Source organism: Nocardia sputorum (genome assembly GCF_027924405.1).
GTDB lineage: Bacteria > Actinomycetota > Actinomycetes > Mycobacteriales > Mycobacteriaceae > Nocardia > Nocardia sputorum.
In genome coordinates, this window is sequence record NZ_AP026978.1 from 5,237,800 (window position 1) to 5,252,813 (window position 15,014).

At 69.5% G+C, this 15,014-nt stretch carries 12 protein-coding genes; 2 read left to right on the forward strand and 10 right to left on the reverse strand.

Annotation, left to right across the window (positions count from 1 at the left end; translation table 11 throughout):
- The 7 genes from QMG86_RS23745 to QMG86_RS33625 form a co-directional block, all read right to left on the reverse strand.
- Window positions 1-1,008 carry an AurF N-oxygenase family protein gene (locus QMG86_RS23745; RefSeq protein WP_281874884.1) on the reverse strand — a complete coding sequence of 336 codons (1,008 nt, stop codon included), beginning with the start codon at window positions 1,006-1,008 and terminating at the stop codon, window positions 1-3.
- A 163-nt stretch (window positions 1,009-1,171) separates the two neighbouring features.
- A complete protein-coding gene (locus QMG86_RS23750) occupies window positions 1,172-2,278 on the reverse strand; it encodes an Hsp70 family protein (RefSeq protein WP_281874885.1) in 1,107 nt (368 codons plus the stop codon).
- Between the two features lie 575 nt (window positions 2,279-2,853).
- The gene (locus QMG86_RS23755) at window positions 2,854-3,849 is read right to left on the reverse strand and encodes a sulfate/molybdate ABC transporter ATP-binding protein (protein ID WP_281874886.1); all 996 of its coding nucleotides are present in this window, start codon (window positions 3,847-3,849) and stop codon (window positions 2,854-2,856) included.
- Window positions 3,846-4,652 carry a sulfate ABC transporter permease subunit CysW gene (gene cysW, locus QMG86_RS23760; protein ID WP_281874887.1) on the reverse strand — a complete coding sequence of 269 codons (807 nt, stop codon included), beginning with the start codon at window positions 4,650-4,652 and terminating at the stop codon, window positions 3,846-3,848. Before cysW ends, QMG86_RS23755 begins: the two co-directional genes overlap by 4 nt.
- A gap of 67 nt (window positions 4,653-4,719) precedes the next feature.
- Window positions 4,720-5,520, reverse strand: a complete 801-nt coding sequence (gene cysT / locus QMG86_RS23765; protein WP_281881103.1) for a sulfate ABC transporter permease subunit CysT — start codon at window positions 5,518-5,520, stop codon at window positions 4,720-4,722.
- Between the two features lie 129 nt (window positions 5,521-5,649).
- Window positions 5,650-6,696 carry a sulfate ABC transporter substrate-binding protein gene (locus QMG86_RS23770; RefSeq protein ID WP_281874888.1) on the reverse strand — a complete coding sequence of 349 codons (1,047 nt, stop codon included), beginning with the start codon at window positions 6,694-6,696 and terminating at the stop codon, window positions 5,650-5,652.
- 201 nt (window positions 6,697-6,897) lie between these two features.
- Window positions 6,898-6,987 (reverse strand): Ms4533A family Cys-rich leader peptide, encoded by a 90-nt coding sequence (locus QMG86_RS33625; protein ID WP_321210233.1) that lies wholly within the window; start codon window positions 6,985-6,987, stop codon window positions 6,898-6,900.
- 70 nt (window positions 6,988-7,057) lie between these two features.
- Here QMG86_RS33625 and QMG86_RS23775 point away from each other — a divergent pair, with 70 nt between their 5' ends.
- On the forward strand, window positions 7,058-8,113 hold the full coding sequence (locus QMG86_RS23775) for a M48 family metallopeptidase (protein ID WP_281874890.1): 1,056 nt from the start codon (window positions 7,058-7,060) through the stop codon (window positions 8,111-8,113).
- A gap of 80 nt (window positions 8,114-8,193) precedes the next feature.
- Here the strand turns inward: QMG86_RS23775 and QMG86_RS23780 are convergent, their stop codons facing one another.
- On the reverse strand, window positions 8,194-8,466 hold the full coding sequence (locus QMG86_RS23780; protein ID WP_281874891.1) for a hypothetical protein: 273 nt from the start codon (window positions 8,464-8,466) through the stop codon (window positions 8,194-8,196).
- Between the two features lie 102 nt (window positions 8,467-8,568).
- On the opposite strand from QMG86_RS23780, the gene QMG86_RS23785 reads away from it, so the two are divergent.
- Window positions 8,569-10,569, forward strand: a complete 2,001-nt coding sequence (locus QMG86_RS23785; protein WP_281874892.1) for a glycoside hydrolase family 15 protein — start codon at window positions 8,569-8,571, stop codon at window positions 10,567-10,569.
- A 108-nt stretch (window positions 10,570-10,677) separates the two neighbouring features.
- Here the strand turns inward: QMG86_RS23785 and QMG86_RS23790 are convergent, their stop codons facing one another.
- Together QMG86_RS23790 and QMG86_RS23795 are read right to left on the reverse strand one after the other, a co-directional pair.
- Entirely contained in the window at window positions 10,678-12,483 is a 1,806-nt protein-coding gene (locus QMG86_RS23790) for a P-loop NTPase family protein (protein ID WP_281874893.1), read from the reverse strand.
- A gap of 81 nt (window positions 12,484-12,564) precedes the next feature.
- Window positions 12,565-14,742: a hypothetical protein gene (locus QMG86_RS23795; protein ID WP_281874894.1), complete on the reverse strand. Its 2,178-nt coding sequence runs from the start codon at window positions 14,740-14,742 to the stop codon at window positions 12,565-12,567.
- Between the last annotated feature and the right edge of the window lie 272 nt (window positions 14,743-15,014).

The following is a 15,014-nucleotide window of genomic DNA, read 5'->3' on the forward strand; positions in this document are numbered from 1 at the left end:
TCAGGCGACCTTGCTCACGGCGCGCAGCGGCTCGGACCGGTACCGGGTGCTCGGACCGTCGATCCCCAGCGCCTTCCAGACGGCCTTGGCGACCGGGTTCATCAGCCCGATGTCCTTGGCCAGGGCGCGCACGTCGCAGAAGTAGTCGCTGAAGACCTGCTTGGCCTCCTTCGAGCCGTAGAACAGCTCCTTGCGGACCTTTTCCGGGATATCGAACTCGGTGAAGAACGACCGCGGCGGCGTGACGATCGCGCGGCCGAGGATCCACATGACGATCGGCATGGCCAGCGACAGGATGAACTTCTGCGCGGGCTTGGCCTCCGGCACATGGTTCTTCAGGAACTCGTGCGCGAAGGAGATGTGCCGCGCCTCTTCCGCGACGTGAATGGCCATCACGCCGCGCATGATCGGGTGCACCTCTTCGCCGGAGCGCAGGATCTGCTTCTGGATGTGGTCGATCGGCTCCTCACCGGCCAGCACGGCCATGAAGAACAGGTTCGGGAACCAGGCGGCCACCGGCGCGCCCAGGTACTTGAACTTGCTGACCAGCGGGCCCATGCCGGGCACGTCCAGCCCGATCCGGTTGACCATTTCCTGGAACATCAGGGTGTGGTTGTGCTCCTCGATCATCTCGTGGGAGCAGTACCGGAACTCCGGCGAGCCGTTGGGCAGCCCGAAGTTGTGGATGACCATGCCGCTGATCAGGATCGACTCGAATTGCAGGCCGACCTTGGCGATGTTCGCCTGCCGGTACTTGCCGACCGCGATCTTCTGTTCCTTGCTCAGCGCCTGGTACCAGGGGTGGCGGGCCACGGTGTCGGCGGACACGGGCAGGATCCAGCGCTCCTCACCGGCGTCGGCGGCGAAGTCGGGGTTGTCCCAGTCGATGTCCTCGAAGGGATCGAAATGCTTGTTGACCGATCCCTCGGAGAGCAGCAGCAGCTTGGCGGCGTACTCCTGCGCCTTCTCCAGATCAGGATCGACGGCTGGTGTCACGGCTGCGGACATCGTCGTCACTGCCTCTCGTCGATGGAACCGTTTAACTGTATCCCATAGTTACACCAACGGAGAGTCACGTCAACCCAGCAGTTGCTAGGGCCGTCCGGCGATGCGCGCCCTCATCACGCGCACCGCCGGACGGCCCCTGTTCATCGCAGCCCTGACCGGGCGCCTAACTCACCAGCACCCCGTCACCGGCCGCCAGGATCGAAGTTCCGAGACCGAACACCGCCGACATGCTCGTCACGACAACCGCCCGGCCCAACCGGCGCCGGGTCCGGCGCGACAGCATCAGGGCGCGTGTCGTGGCACGGCGCCGTACGCGGCGGCGCCTGGCCCGACGCTGCTCGGCCACCGCTTCCGCCACGAGCGCCGCCCTCCGGCCGATGATCGCGGCGCCGTCGGCGGTGGTCCGCTCGGGATCCGCGGCAGCGATCACCGGCCTGGCCAGTTCCGCGGCGAGCACCTCGGCCACCTCCGCCGGGCGCGCCGCCCCGCCGACCACCAGGACCCGGTCGACGTCGGCCATGGTGACATCCGCGACGCGCAGGCAGCGGTAGACGAGTTCGAGCGACGCCCGGACATGCCGGACGCGCAGTTCTCCGGCGAGCGTGTCGGCGACGGACTCGGACACCGAGGACGAGGACAGACCCTGCCCGGCATGCTCGGCGATCAACGCGCCGAACGCGCGCCCACCGAATTCCGTCGAACGCAACGAGACGCCGACGATCGGATTGCTCGGACATCCCGCGCCCACCCGGACCAAGGTGACGTCCAGCCCCGCGCCGCCGAGATCGTAGACCAGGGTGAGCCCCGGCATCAGCGGACCGCGGTCGGCTTCCAGCCAGGCCGCCGCCGCGACGGGTTCGGCGACCAGCGCGGCCTGCGTGAGGTGGACGCCGTCGAGTGCCGCGCGCAACGCGTCCACCTGCTCGTCGGCGTAGCGGGCGGGGTAGGTCACCGCGATGCCGAGCCCGGCGTCGTGGCCCGCCTGGTCCTGCAGCACCTCGTCGATCAGGCACTTGGCCACGGTGGCGACGAGGTCGGCCGGCGCGAGTGCGCGATTGCCTACCCGTGCCCACGTACTGGAACGCTGCGTGAGGTCGGCGAATTCGGTGACCGCGCGGCCGTGCCGGGGAATCATGCCGACCCGGGCGACGCCGGTGCTGTCGAAGGTCAGCGTGGTGCGGCGCGTGATTGTCTGCGCCCGCTGCGTTTTGCGTCGCCCCGGCGGAGCCTTGGCCGAACCTTCCTCCGCCAGAACGGAAACCGTGTTCACCGTACCGATGCTCAACCCGAGACCAACCGCCATCGCAATCCACCCGATCGCCGTGCCGATTTGCTTCGAACGCGTTTAGGCAACCACTCCGCGATCTTCGTGCCAAGTCCGGACACCCGATTGTCCGCAAGCCGCCTGTGCCGCACCGCACCGTTTCCGCGATCTTCGGCGCGCTCACCTGGCCGAGCAGCGTTGCACATGCCGTCCAGTCGGGTTTCCTTGCGACACGCGAGGATCGATCGTGCCCGGTGGAGGTTTGCCGGGTTCCGGCTGTCGCGGGAGACCTCACCCATCCATAGCGCTCCACATGCGGAGACTCCCCTTGGCCAGACTCCACTGAGCGGTGCCGATGATTTGCCGATCGGCATCGAACGCCGGACCGACGGCAACCACGGACACCAGCATCGCCTGCCGAGCCCGGCACGATCGTCCCTGCGGCTGCCACATCGCCGCCCCGGACGGCAACCGCACCGCAGCTCCGGCACAGACCGTCGCCACCCCGAATGCCGACGAGCGCAGCAACCTTTCAGCGCCGCGCTCCTCGCACACCAGGACGCGGTTACCGCGCCGAACGCCTAGTGGGCGGGGAGCTCGGGGATCCGGGTGGCGCGGACGTACACCGTCTCACCGTCCGACAGCCGCAGCGCTTCGGCGTCACCGCGGGTCACCTGCGCGGCGAACAGGTCGCCGGTGGCCGCATTGCGCAACTCCACGCGCACCTCGAAGCCGAGGTGCACCACGCGCTCGACCGTCGCCCTGGTGACACCCGCGGACTCCGCGGTGCCCTCGTGCTCGGCGAGCGCCATGCCGGGATCACGGCCGACGCGAATGTCGTGCGGACGCACCAGATGTCCGTTGAGCCGGGCCACCGCGCCGAGGAACGACATGACGAACTCGTTGGCCGGCCGGTCGTACACGTCCTCCGGAGTGCCGATCTGCTCGATGCGGCCCTTGTTCATCACCGCGATCCGGTCGGCGACGTCCAGCGCCTCCTCCTGGTCGTGGGTGACCAGCACGGTGGTCACGTGGACCTCTTCGTGCAGCCGGCGCAGCCAGGTCCGCAGATCGGCACGGACTTTGGCGTCCAGCGCGCCGAACGGTTCGTCCAGCAGCAGCACCTGCGGATCGACGGCGAGCGCGCGGGCCAGCGCCATGCGCTGGCGCTGACCACCCGACAGCTGGGCCGGGTAGCGATGCTGGAAGCCGTCCAATCCCACGATGCCGAGCAATTCGTCGACGCGCTTGCTGATCTCGCTCTTCGGGCGCTTGCGGATCTTCAGCCCGAACGCCACGTTGTCGCGCACGGTCATGTGCTTGAACGCCGCGTAGTGCTGGAACACGAAGCCGATGTCGCGCTTCTGCGGCGGCACCCGGGTGACATCGCGTCCCGCGATGCTGACCACGCCGGAGTCCAGCGACTCCAGTCCGGCGATCGAGCGCAGCAGCGTCGACTTGCCCGAGCCCGACGGGCCGAGCAGCGCGGTGAGCTCGCCGGAGGGAATGTCGATGGTCACGTCATCGAGGGCCGCGAACGTGCCGTAGTTCTTGTTCGCGTTGGTCACGGTGATCACTTTGCGCCCCGCTTACGTTCGAGGATGGTCATCAGCAGAAGGGTGACGAGGGCGATGCCCATCAGCAAGGTCGCGGCGGAGTAGGCGCCGAAGGTGTTGTGGTCGTTGATGTACCGGCCGTGCACGAGCAGCGTCAGCGTCTGCGACTTGCCCGGCAGCGCGCTGGACACCATGATCACCGCCCCGAACTCGCCGAGTGCGCGGGCCACGGTGAGCACCACGCCGTAGGTCAGGCCCCACCGGATCGCGGGCAGCGTGATCCGCCAGAACGTCTGCCATTTCGACGCGCCCAGAGTGGCCGCGGCCTGCTCCTGGTCGTCGCCGATCTCGTGCAGCACCGGTTCGACCTCGCGCACCACGAACGGCAGCGTGACGAAGATGGTGGCGATCACCATGCCCGGCAGGTTGAAGATGACCTTGAAGCCCCACTCTTCCAGGCCGCCGAACCAGCCGCCCGCGCCCCAGAGCAGGATCAGCGACACGCCGACCACCACGGGCGAGACCGCGAACGGCAGGTCCACGATGCCCTGAACCAGGTTGCGGCCCGGGAACTTCCCACGGACCAGCGCGAGCGCCGTCACGATGCCGAAGACCACGTTCACCGGCACGGTGATCGCCACGATCAGCAGCGACAGCTGGAACGCCGAGATAGCCGCGGGCGTCGTGATCGAGTCGGCGAACGCGCCGACGCCGCGCTCGAAGGTGCGCCAGAGGATGATGATCAGCGGCAGGACCAGCAGCACGAACAGATAGCCGAGCGCCACCGTTCGCAACGAGATACGGGTCAGCGGATGCAGTTTCATCGCGCCCGCTCCGTCCCGCGAGTATTTCCGCGCCCCGGCGACGCCGGGCGCTGTGCGCGATCGTGTCTCATCGAGCCGCCTGCTCCTTGCGCGCGCTGCGTTCCGCGAGCAGCCGCAGCACCAGCAGCGTCGCGAACGAGATGGCCAGCAGCGCGACCGACACCGCCGCCGCGTTCACCGGCCGGTCGATCTCGATCTGCTTCTGGATGTACTGGGAGGCCATCTCGGTCTTGCGCGGGATCGCGCCGCCGATCAGCACCACCGAACCGTACTCGCCGATCGCGCGGGCGAAGGCCAGTCCGCCACCGCTGATGATCGCCGGCGTCAGCGCGGGGAGCACGATCCTGCGAAAGGTGGTCCAGTTGTTCGCGCCCAGCGAGAGCGCGGCCTGCTCCACCTCGCGGTCGGCCTCGATCAGCACCGGCTGCACCGAGCGCACCACGAACGGCAGCGTGACGAACGCCAGCGCGACTACCAGGCCCGGCTGGGTGGCGTTCAGGTGGATGTCCACCGGACTCTGCGGACCGTACAGCGAGAGCAGCACGATGCTGGCCACGATGGTCGGCAGCGCGAACGGCAGGTCGATCAGCGCGTTGACGACACCCTTGCCGGGGAACCGGTCGCGGACCAGCACCCAGGCGATCAGTGTGCCCATCACCACGTTGATCACCGCCACCACCACCGAGACCAGCACGGTGATGCGCAGCGAGTCCAGCGCGGCAGGCGCGGTGACCGCGTCCCAGAAGCCGGACCACCCCTCCTCGAAGCTCGTCACCGTGAGCGCCGCCAGCGGCAGCAGCACGATGATGCTCAGCCACAGCACGGCGGTGGCGATGCCGAGCGGCCCCACGGAGCCGGTCACGCGCAGCCACGACCAGTTCCAGCGGCGGCCCGCGCGGGCTGCCTCGGAGACGCCGGGACCGTCTTCCAGCACGGTCCCGGCGTTACTGCTCTTCGTCACGATCGTCCAGTATCCCGTGTAACGAGGGTCACCCGGTCACTTGGTCGCATTGTCGTAGATCACCGCGACCGAGCCGGTGTTCGGGGTGAACAGCTCCTTGTCCACCGTCTTCCAGCCGCCGAGGTCGGCGATCGTCCACAGCTTCTGCGGCGTCGGGAAGTCCTTGGCGTAGTCGGCGGCGACCTTCGGGTCGACCGGGCGGAAGCCGGCGGCGGCCCAGGCCTTCTGCCCCTCGGGGGTGAAGAGGAAGTCGCGGAACGCGACGGCCTTCTGCTGGTTCTTGCTGTTCTTCAGCACCGCGACCGGGTTCTCGATCTTGAACGTCACCGGCGGGACGAAGTGCTCGATCTGATCGCCGTTGCGCTCGGAGAAGATCGCCTCGTTCTCGTAGCTCAGCAGCACGTCACCGGTGCCCTGCAGGAAGGTCTCGGTCGCTTCGCGGCCGGATTTGGGCTGCACCTTCACGTGGTCCTTGGAGACCAGCTTGCTCAGGTAGTCCAAGCCGGCCTGGGGGTTCTTGCCGCCGTCGCTCTTGGCCGCGTACGGCGCGAGCAGGTTCCACTTGGCCGATCCGGAGCTGAACGGGTTCGGGGTGACCACCTCGACGCCCGGCTTCAGCAGGTCGTCCCAGTCCTTGATGCCCTTGGGGTTGCCCTTGCGCACGACGATCGCGACCACCGAGCCGAACGGGACGCCCTTGGTGGCGTCGGCGTTCCAGCTCGCGTCCACCAGGCCCGCGTCGACCAGGCGGGTGATGTCCGGCTCGACCGAGAAGTTGACCACGTCGGCCTCGGCGCCGTCCTTCACCTTGCGGGACTGGTCACCGGAGGCGCCGTAGGACTGCTGGATCTGCACGCCCTTGCCCTGCTCGGTCTTGTTGAACTCGGGGATCACCTTGTCGAAACCGGGCTTGGGCACGGCGTAGGCGTACAGGTTGAGGGTGCCGCCGCTGCCATCGGAAGCGCCTCCCCCGACCGTGTCGCTGGCTCCGCCGCCGCACGCGGTTAGCGCGACCGCCGCGACTGCGGCGAGGGCAACGGCGCTGTAGCGTCGACGCGGCGAAAGCCAAGATTTGCGAGCCATCGGGGTGGACCTTTCGTGCGGACCGCCATTTCTCCGGTAATACATCGGTGGCGGCGACCATCTTCTTGGATCAGCAGACCTGCCGATCGAGCGATACGGCAGCGGCGACTATCGGCCCCAACGGGCCGCTGGGAGGCGGGCACATCCGCAGGAAGCGCGCCAGTCTGCTGGGAACGAGACGCGGAGGTGCCCGGTTGCCGATCAGCGACAGTAGACGTCCGCGACCGCGAGATCACCGACAGCAATCAACGCCAATTCATGGCGGACCTGCGGGACGGCGCTCGAAGACACGGGCAGACTTTATCAGAGCGAACGACGGAGTTCGAATCGAAGAGTCCCAGGAAGAGGGGGGTTTCATCCCATGACCACCAGTCCGGATCGCGTCCGCGTCCAGTTCCCCGGCATCAGCACCCGCACGTGGGAGCATCCCGCCGACCGCACCGCCCTGGTTACCTTGCGGTCACTGGCGGGCTTCGACGTGGTGCTGCGCACACTGTCGGGTTTGCTGCAAGAACGCCAGCACCGGCTACTGTATCTGGCCACCGCCGTCCGGGTGGACGAGCGGCAGTTCCGCACCCTCCACCACCTGCGCCAGGACGCCGTGCGGATCCTGGACGCCCCCACCACGCCCGAGCTGTTCGTGCTGCAGAGCCCGCAGGTGAACGCCCTCACCATCGGCATGGACCGGCCGTTCATCGTGCTGACGACGGGCTTGCTCGAACTGATGGACACCGAGGAACTGCGTTTCGTGGTCGGCCATGAGGTCGGGCACGCGCTGTCCGGCCACGCGGTGTACCGCACGATGCTGATGCACCTGCTGCGGGTCTCCGCGAGCGTCGGCTGGCTGCCGGTCGGCGGCTGGGCGCTGCGCGGCATCGTCGCGGCCCTCATGGAGTGGAGCCGCAAGTCGGAGCTGTCCGGCGACCGGGCGGGGCTGCTGTGCGGCCAGGATGTCGACGCGTCGGTGCGCGTCCATATGAAGACGGCGGGCGGCGCCTGGGTCAAGGAGATGAACCACGGGGCGTTCCTGGCCCAGGCCGACGACTACGAACGGTCCGGCGACCTGCGCGACGGCGTGCTGAAGCTGCTCAACCTGGAGTTGCAGAGCCATCCCTTCTCCGTGCTGCGCGCGGCCGAACTGCGCCGCTGGATCCAGAGCGGCGACTACGATCGCGTGCTGGCGGGCGACTATCCGCGCCGGGACCAGGATCGCGCCACCAGGATCACCGACGAGATGAGAGCCGCCGCCCGCACCTACCGCACGAACTTCGACCAGTCCGAAGACCCGCTCATCCGGACCGTGCGCACGCTGGGACGGGATGTCGGCGCGGCGGCGAGCACGGTCGCCCACGAGGTCGGCGACACCGTCGCGAAGCTCGGCAAACGGTTCGGCGACTGGCGGACCGGCGGAAACTGACCGTCAGCGGGTGAGCAACCAGGCGACGACGATGAGCACGAGCAGGGCGACGAGGGCGAGCTGAACGCGCGAGCGAGGCATCAACGCGCCCCGCTCTGCACCGGCGTGCGAGTCTCGGCCGCCTGCTCGGGTTCGAGCATCGCGGCGGCCGGGGCGGGCCGGACCGGTGCGGGGTGGGCGCCGTATCGGCGATCCAGGATGCGCAGCACGGCTCGCAGCACGCGATCGAGCCCGTAGGCGATGGCGAAGCTGATCGGGACCATGCCCACGAGGACGACCAGGAACTGCGGGATGAACGGCAGTCCCGCCACCCACAGCTCGAAGCCGTCCCACCATCCTGCGATGCGATGCACGATCCCAGCCTAGTCGGTTCGCCGGCCGGTTCCACGAGGCCATCGGCACAGTACCCGGACCGAGCGGTGGACGCCGGGCGCGCATCGGCCCGAAGATGGGGTATGGCGTCCTCCGATCACCTCACCCTCAACGACTCCGACGGCCTGCCGACGAACCTGACCTACCCGACGGGCGCGACCGAGCCGCACCGCCACGGCGCCTACCCGCCGATCGACGACTACGCCTTCCTGTCCGACTGCGAGACCAGCTGCCTGATCGCCAGCAACGGCTCGGTGGAATGGATGTGCGTGCCGCGGCCGGATTCGCCGAGCATCTTCGGGGCGCTGCTGGACCGCAGCGCGGGCTACTTCCGGGTCGGGCCCTACGGCGTGAACGTGCCCGCCGCCCGCCGCTACCTGCCGGGCGGGATGATCCTGGAGACCACCTGGCAGACCGGCACCGGCTGGCTGATCGTGCGCGACGCGCTGGTGCTCGGGCGCTGGCACAACAACGATCAGCGCAGCAAGACCCACCGGCGCACCCCGATGGACTGGGATGCCGAGCACCTGCTGCTGCGCACGGTGAAATGCGTGAACGGCACCGTGGAACTCGAGATGAGTTGCGAGCCCGCGTTCGACTACCACCGGGCCACCGCCCGCTGGGAGTACACCGGCAAGGTGTACGAGGAGGCGACCGCGGTGCGCAGCGACGACGCCAGCGCCGGTCCGACGCTGGTTCTCACCACGGATCTGCGGCTCGGGCTGGAGGGCCGCGAGGCGCGGGCCCGCACCAGGATGAAGGAGGGCGACGAGGTCTTCGTCGCGCTCACCTGGTCGGAGCTGCCCGCGCCGCGCACCTTCGACGAGGCCGCGAACAAGATGTGGCAGACCACCGAGTGCTGGCGTCAGTGGATCACGCTCGGCAAGTTCCCCGATCACCCGTGGCGCAACTACCTGCAGCGCAGCGCGCTCACCCTCAAGGGCCTCACCTACGCGCCGACCGGCGCCCTGATGGCCGCCGCCACCACGTCCCTGCCGGAAACTCCCGGCGGAGAACGCAATTGGGATTACCGCTACAGCTGGGTGCGGGACGCCAGCTTCGCGCTGTGGGGCCTGTACACGCTCGGCCTGGACCGGGAGGCCGACGACTTCTTCGCGTTCCTCAACGACGCGACGACCGGGGAGGAGGGCGAGCCCGTTCCCCTGCAGGTGCTCTACGGCATCGGGGGCGAACGCCAGCTCGACGAGATCATCCTCGATCATTTCGGCGGCTACGACCAATCCCGTCCGGTGCGCATCGGCAACAACGCCTACAACCAGGACCAGCACGACATCTGGGGCACCATGCTGGACGCCGTGTACCTGCATGTGAAGTCGCGCCAGCAGGTGCCGGAGACCTTGTGGCCGCTGCTGGTCCGCCAGGTGCGCGCCGCCATCGAGCACTGGAAGGACCCCGACCGGGGCATCTGGGAGGTGCGCGGCGAGCCCCAGCATTTCACTTCGTCCAAGGTGATGTGCTGGGTGGCGCTGGATCGCGGTGCGAAACTGGCCGAGCTGCACGGCCAGTACGAGCACGCCGAGGAGTGGTACGCGATCGCGGAGGAGATCAAGGCCGACGTCCTGGCCAACGGCGTCAACTCCGAAGGCGTGTTCACCCAGGTCTACGGCGGCGACACCCTGGACGCCTCGCTGCTGCTGGTGGTGCTCACCCGTTTCCTGCCGCCCGAGGACGACCGGGTACGCGCCACCGTGCTGGCCATCGCCGACCGGCTCACCGAGAACGGCTTGGTGCTGCGGTATCGGACCGAAACGACCGACGACGGCTTGAGCGGCGTGGAGGGCGCGTTCACCATCTGCTCGTTCTGGCTGGTCTCGGCGCTGGTCGAGATCGGGGAGATCCAGCGGGCCAGGCACCTGTGCGAGCGACTGCTCGGCTTCGCCAGCCCGCTGCGGTTGTACGCCGAGGAGATCGATCCGCGCAGCGGACGCCACCTCGGCAACTTCCCGCAGGCGTTCACCCACCTGGCGCTGATCAACGCCGTGACCCACGTCATCCGCGCCGAGGACACCCGGCACGCGGGCCGCTTCCAGCCCGCGCACACACCGCAGGGTCATCCGGTCTGATCCTGCGAGGGAACACGATCCGACACCGCAAGGTCATCGGCATGATCCTGCGAGGATCCCCGTCCGACACCGCAGGGTCAGCCGGTCCGACCGGGCCCTGGGGACGGCCTACGCGGGAACGAGCCCGTCGGCCTCCTCGCGCAGCGCGCGCACTCTGCCGAGCTGTGCGTCGAGGTCGGCGATCCGCTCCGGCCTGCGGTCGCCGTACTTCCCGTAGTTCTCCTCGGCTCGCCGCAGCGCGTCATCCGCGCCGCGGGCGACCTCGGTCGCGATGTCGGTGAAGTGGTCGCGCAGCACGCGCTGCATGGCGCGCAGGCGGTTGCGCGACTCCTTGCCGACCTGGAAGATCACGTCGTCCATCAGGCGGGCCACCGCCACCTTGGCCTCGGCGCGGCGGCGCAGCTTGCGGTTCTTGCGGTCGTCCCACAGCGCGTTGACGCCCAGCAGCACGCCCGCGCCCGCCGAATACCAGTTCACCAGCGACATGCCCAGCAGGCTGGTGGCCAGACCGACCATCAGGATGCCGCCGTAGGAGCCGCGCAGACCGGTCAGGAACTGCTGGGTCACACCGGCTTTCGCGCTCTCCAGCGGCTCCAAGGGCTGCACCGCTTCGAGCACCTCGCCCGGGTTGGCCAAGCGCAGGTCCGGCAGCGGAGGGGTGCGGTTGTCGGCCGGGAATTTGGCGGCCACCTGCTCGCACAGCTCCATCGAACGGTAGTGCGCCACGGCGAAGTTCTCCTCGACCGCCTCGCAGATGCGCGCGTCCAGATCGGCGCCGAAGTCCTTCCACCGGCGCGCCGGATCGGTCTGGGCGATCTCGGCCTCGGCGTCGCGGATCAGGCTGCGCAGCCGGTGACGCAGATCGTGCTCGATGTCGGCCATCAGCTCCGTCGCGCCGTCGACGAGCGTGACCTGCCAGTTCGCGGTGCGCTGGCGCAGCTGGTCGGCCTCGTCGCGGGCGCGAGCGAGCTGGTCGGTGATCTCGGCCCGGCGCCGTGGATCGCGCAGCGCCTCGGCTTCGGTGCGCAGCGTCACCGCGAGGTGGTCGCAGACCAGGCGGATGTCCTGGACCGCGGCTTCCAGCGCCACCGCGTCCGCGCGGGCGACCACGTAGTCGCGCAGATGATCGATCAGCTGCGGCACGCCGGATTCGATGTCGCGCTGGTAGTCACCGGTCAACCCGGCCTGCCGGTGCAGTTCCGCGGAAACCGGCGCCACCGCGAAGCCCAGCCCCGCCGAGTCCAGCAGTTCGCGGTTGCGCTGCTGGGTGCGCGACCAATGCGGGAACACGTCGATCTTGTTCAGCACGCAGATCACGGTCGGGCAGATCTGCTGGATGCGCTGCAATTCGGCGATCTGCTCCGGGGTCAGCTCGCTACCGGCCTCGCCGACGTAGAGCACGGCGTCGGCCGCGGCGATCATCGACCAGGTGGTGCGGTCGTCGCCCAGCGCACCCGGTGCGTCCATGACCACGACGCCATCGGCGAGCAACGGGCTCGGCTGGGTGAATTCGGCGCGGACGACGCCCTGCGTGGCCAGCGCCGGGCCGGGATCGAGCGGGTCGACCGGCTGACGTTCGGTGCGGCCGTACTCGGTCTGCCGCACCAGCGTGGCGGTCGGATCCGGGCCGTACTCGACGATCACCGGGACGCTCAGATCGCTGTCGGTCGCACTGACCGAGGCGCCGACCAGGCTGTTGACCAGCGTGCTCATGCCGTTCTTCGGACGACCGACGACCACGAGCCGCACCCGGGGATCGCTCACCCTGGCGCGGACCATGCCCAACCGGCTGCCCAGGTCGTCGCGTCCCGCGGATCGGGCCGTCTCCCGCAGCTCGTCGAGTATTCGGATGAGCGGGGCCATCGCGTCCGGATGTTTCACGGTCGCAGCCTTCAGCCCGGCAGCGGCAGACAACCCTCCTCCTTACTCTCGGTGACTTTCGTTCAGGTACCCCCGGCGGGCACTCCACAGTCCTCGCAACCGCGCGCGGCGCTGCTATATCAGTGAGATGTCCGACACATCGGACGCATAGTGATGCGTTTCCGGCATGGCCGGCTCCGGCAGCAAGGCACTGGAGAGGCCGCCGGCGGACAGCAACGCGGAGTGATCGTAGTCGTGCGCCGCGAATCCCGGACCGGCGACGGGGTCGGCCGCCAGCGGCGCCGCGATCCCGTGCGGCTTCGGGTCGATCACCTGCGGCTTGATCGGCGCCTGGGTGGGCACGGGTGCGGTGTAGGTCGGCGCGTGCGGCTCGACGGTGGGCGCCTGCGCGGGAGCGCTGTAGGTCGGCTGGTCCGGCGCGGAGTACGTCGGCTGCGCGGGCCGGCTCACGGTCGGCACGTCGCCGGTCGGCAGCTCGTGACTCGGCAGATCGTCGGTCGGATAGGTGCTGTGCGAGGTGCCGCCGGTGCTGGGACGGCCGGTGCCGCCGCCCGGTGTGGTCACGTCGTCGTCCGGGGTGGTCGGAGCGTGCGTGGGCGCCGGGGTCTGGGTGACCGTCGCGCCGGGGGTCTTGGTGGTCGGCAGGTCCGGCGCGGTCGTGATGCCGCCGTGCGGCGCGGTGGTGACGCCCGGCGTCTTCGTGATGTCGAGATCCGGCGTCTTCGGCGCGGACGGTGCGGTCGCGTCGCCCGGCCCGCTCGGCGTCGGCGTGGTCTTGACGATCGTCGTAGGGGTGGGCACGGTCGCCGTCGGCGAATGCGTCGGGTGCGTCGGCTGCGGGTCGGACACGGGATACGGCTTGACCGCGGGCGCCGGGCGTACCGCGTCGAACAGCGCGGGAACCGCCGCGGCCGGAGCGGTCAGCACGGACGGCCCCTCCGGAGCGGCGAGCACGTTCGCGATCGGGGTCGAGGCGACGTCGGGCTGGATCGTGGTCTGCAGCGGGGTGGCCGCGACGACCGGAGCGGCGGCGACCGCCGCGGGGGCGGGCGCGGGAGCCGGAACGGCGGGAGCCACCGAGGCGACCGGCGCGACCGTTCCGGCGGGAGCGACCGGCGCCGAGGCGGACAGCGGCTGCACGACGCTCGAAGCCGACGGCTGCGCGGCTCCGGCCGACGGGGACTGCGCCACGCCGGACGCCGCCGACGACTGCGTCGCGGACGAGCCCGGTGACGTGAGCGCGCCGAGCAGGCCGGAGTGGCCGTGGCCGGGCGCGTCCTGCTCGGCGGTGTGGTCGGTGCCATCCGGAATGCGGATGCCGTCGGCCAGCCAGTCGGTGTACTCGTCGAGCTGGTCGCCGACATGGCCGACGCCGACATCGACCTTCATCTCGGAGGTGAAGTAGATCCCGTTCGGGCCGATCCCGAAGTCGACCTGCCACTGCGTGCCGACGAACGCCCCGAGATCGCCGCCGCCCTGACCGACGCCGTCGAACGGGTCGCCCGCCGCGGGCGCCGCGCCGACGCCGTTGCCGCCCGGCAGGTCGAAGACGGTGGAGCCGGGTGCGACGAAGCCGTTCGAACCGGGCAGGCCGAAGCCGTGCCCGGCTTGGCCGAGTCCGTGGCCGGGCAGGCCGAACCCGTGGCCGCCGGGCGCGTCGAGATCGTTGGAAGCCTCGGACCGGGTGCCCGGCAGTGCGGGACCGTGGGACACGTGGCCCTCGGTCCCCGGAATGGTCAGACCGGATCCGGAACCCTCCGTGCCCGGGATGCCACCCAGTCCGGGAACGCCGTTTCCGGAGTGGCCGGGCAGTTGCATCGCGTGCCCGCCCGCCTCGCCGCCGGCCAACGTCGGCAGTGGGAATCCGGCGTCGGTCCCGCTGTAGTCGTCCCCGAGCGTGGGCAACGACGGGGCGGCGCCGGTGCTGGGCAAGGTGAACGCGGGCGCGGGGCCGACCGACCCCGGGGCCGGGTTGCCGTGCGCCACCGGAGTGTTCGAGCCGTGCGAGGAGAACGGCGCGGGTTCGACGACCGGGTCCGGGAAGGTGATCACCGGGCTCGGCTGGTCGGGGTCGGGATCGGTGCTGTGCGCCCAGCCGGTGTGCCAGCTGTCGAGGCGGGATTCGCCGGGCTGCGCGGGGACGCCGCCACCGTTGGCGGCCACCAAGGCTCCACCGGTGACATAGGCGCCCGCCCGCGCGACCCGCGCGACGCCGGTGGCCACACGATAGGCGGTGTCGCCCGCGCGCTCGGCCCCTTCGGTGTCGTCGTCGAAGGGCAGATCACGCGTCATAAGAAGCTCCACTCTCGGTTGTCCAGCATCCTCACCACGCCGGCCGAGCAAGTGAAGATCATCCAACAGTATTTCGGGAATACTCCCCTGTCACATTCTCCAGGACTGTAGAGAATACGGCTGTGGTGAGCAACACAACCTTGCCATCCGAAATACCGGGTCGGAAGCCCCATTTCCGGTGGTCTTCCGGACCGCGCGCAGACTCGAATAGACGCCGCCACCAGGACTGATCGATTCGTCATCAGCGTGGCTGTGAACCGGCCGGGAAAAAT

Coding starts and splice junctions, on each gene's coding strand:
- QMG86_RS23745 (WP_281874884.1), bottom strand. CDS start 1,008: ATGTCCGCAGCCGTGACACCAGCCGTCGATCCTGATCTGGAGAAGGCG.
- cysW (WP_281874887.1), bottom strand. CDS start 4,652: ATGAAACTGCATCCGCTGACCCGTATCTCGTTGCGAACGGTGGCGCTC.
- QMG86_RS23770 (WP_281874888.1), bottom strand. CDS start 6,696: ATGGCTCGCAAATCTTGGCTTTCGCCGCGTCGACGCTACAGCGCCGTT.
- QMG86_RS23775 (WP_281874890.1), top strand. CDS start 7,058: ATGACCACCAGTCCGGATCGCGTCCGCGTCCAGTTCCCCGGCATCAGC.
- QMG86_RS23785 (WP_281874892.1), top strand. CDS start 8,569: ATGGCGTCCTCCGATCACCTCACCCTCAACGACTCCGACGGCCTGCCG.
- QMG86_RS23795 (WP_281874894.1), bottom strand. CDS start 14,742: ATGACGCGTGATCTGCCCTTCGACGACGACACCGAAGGGGCCGAGCGC.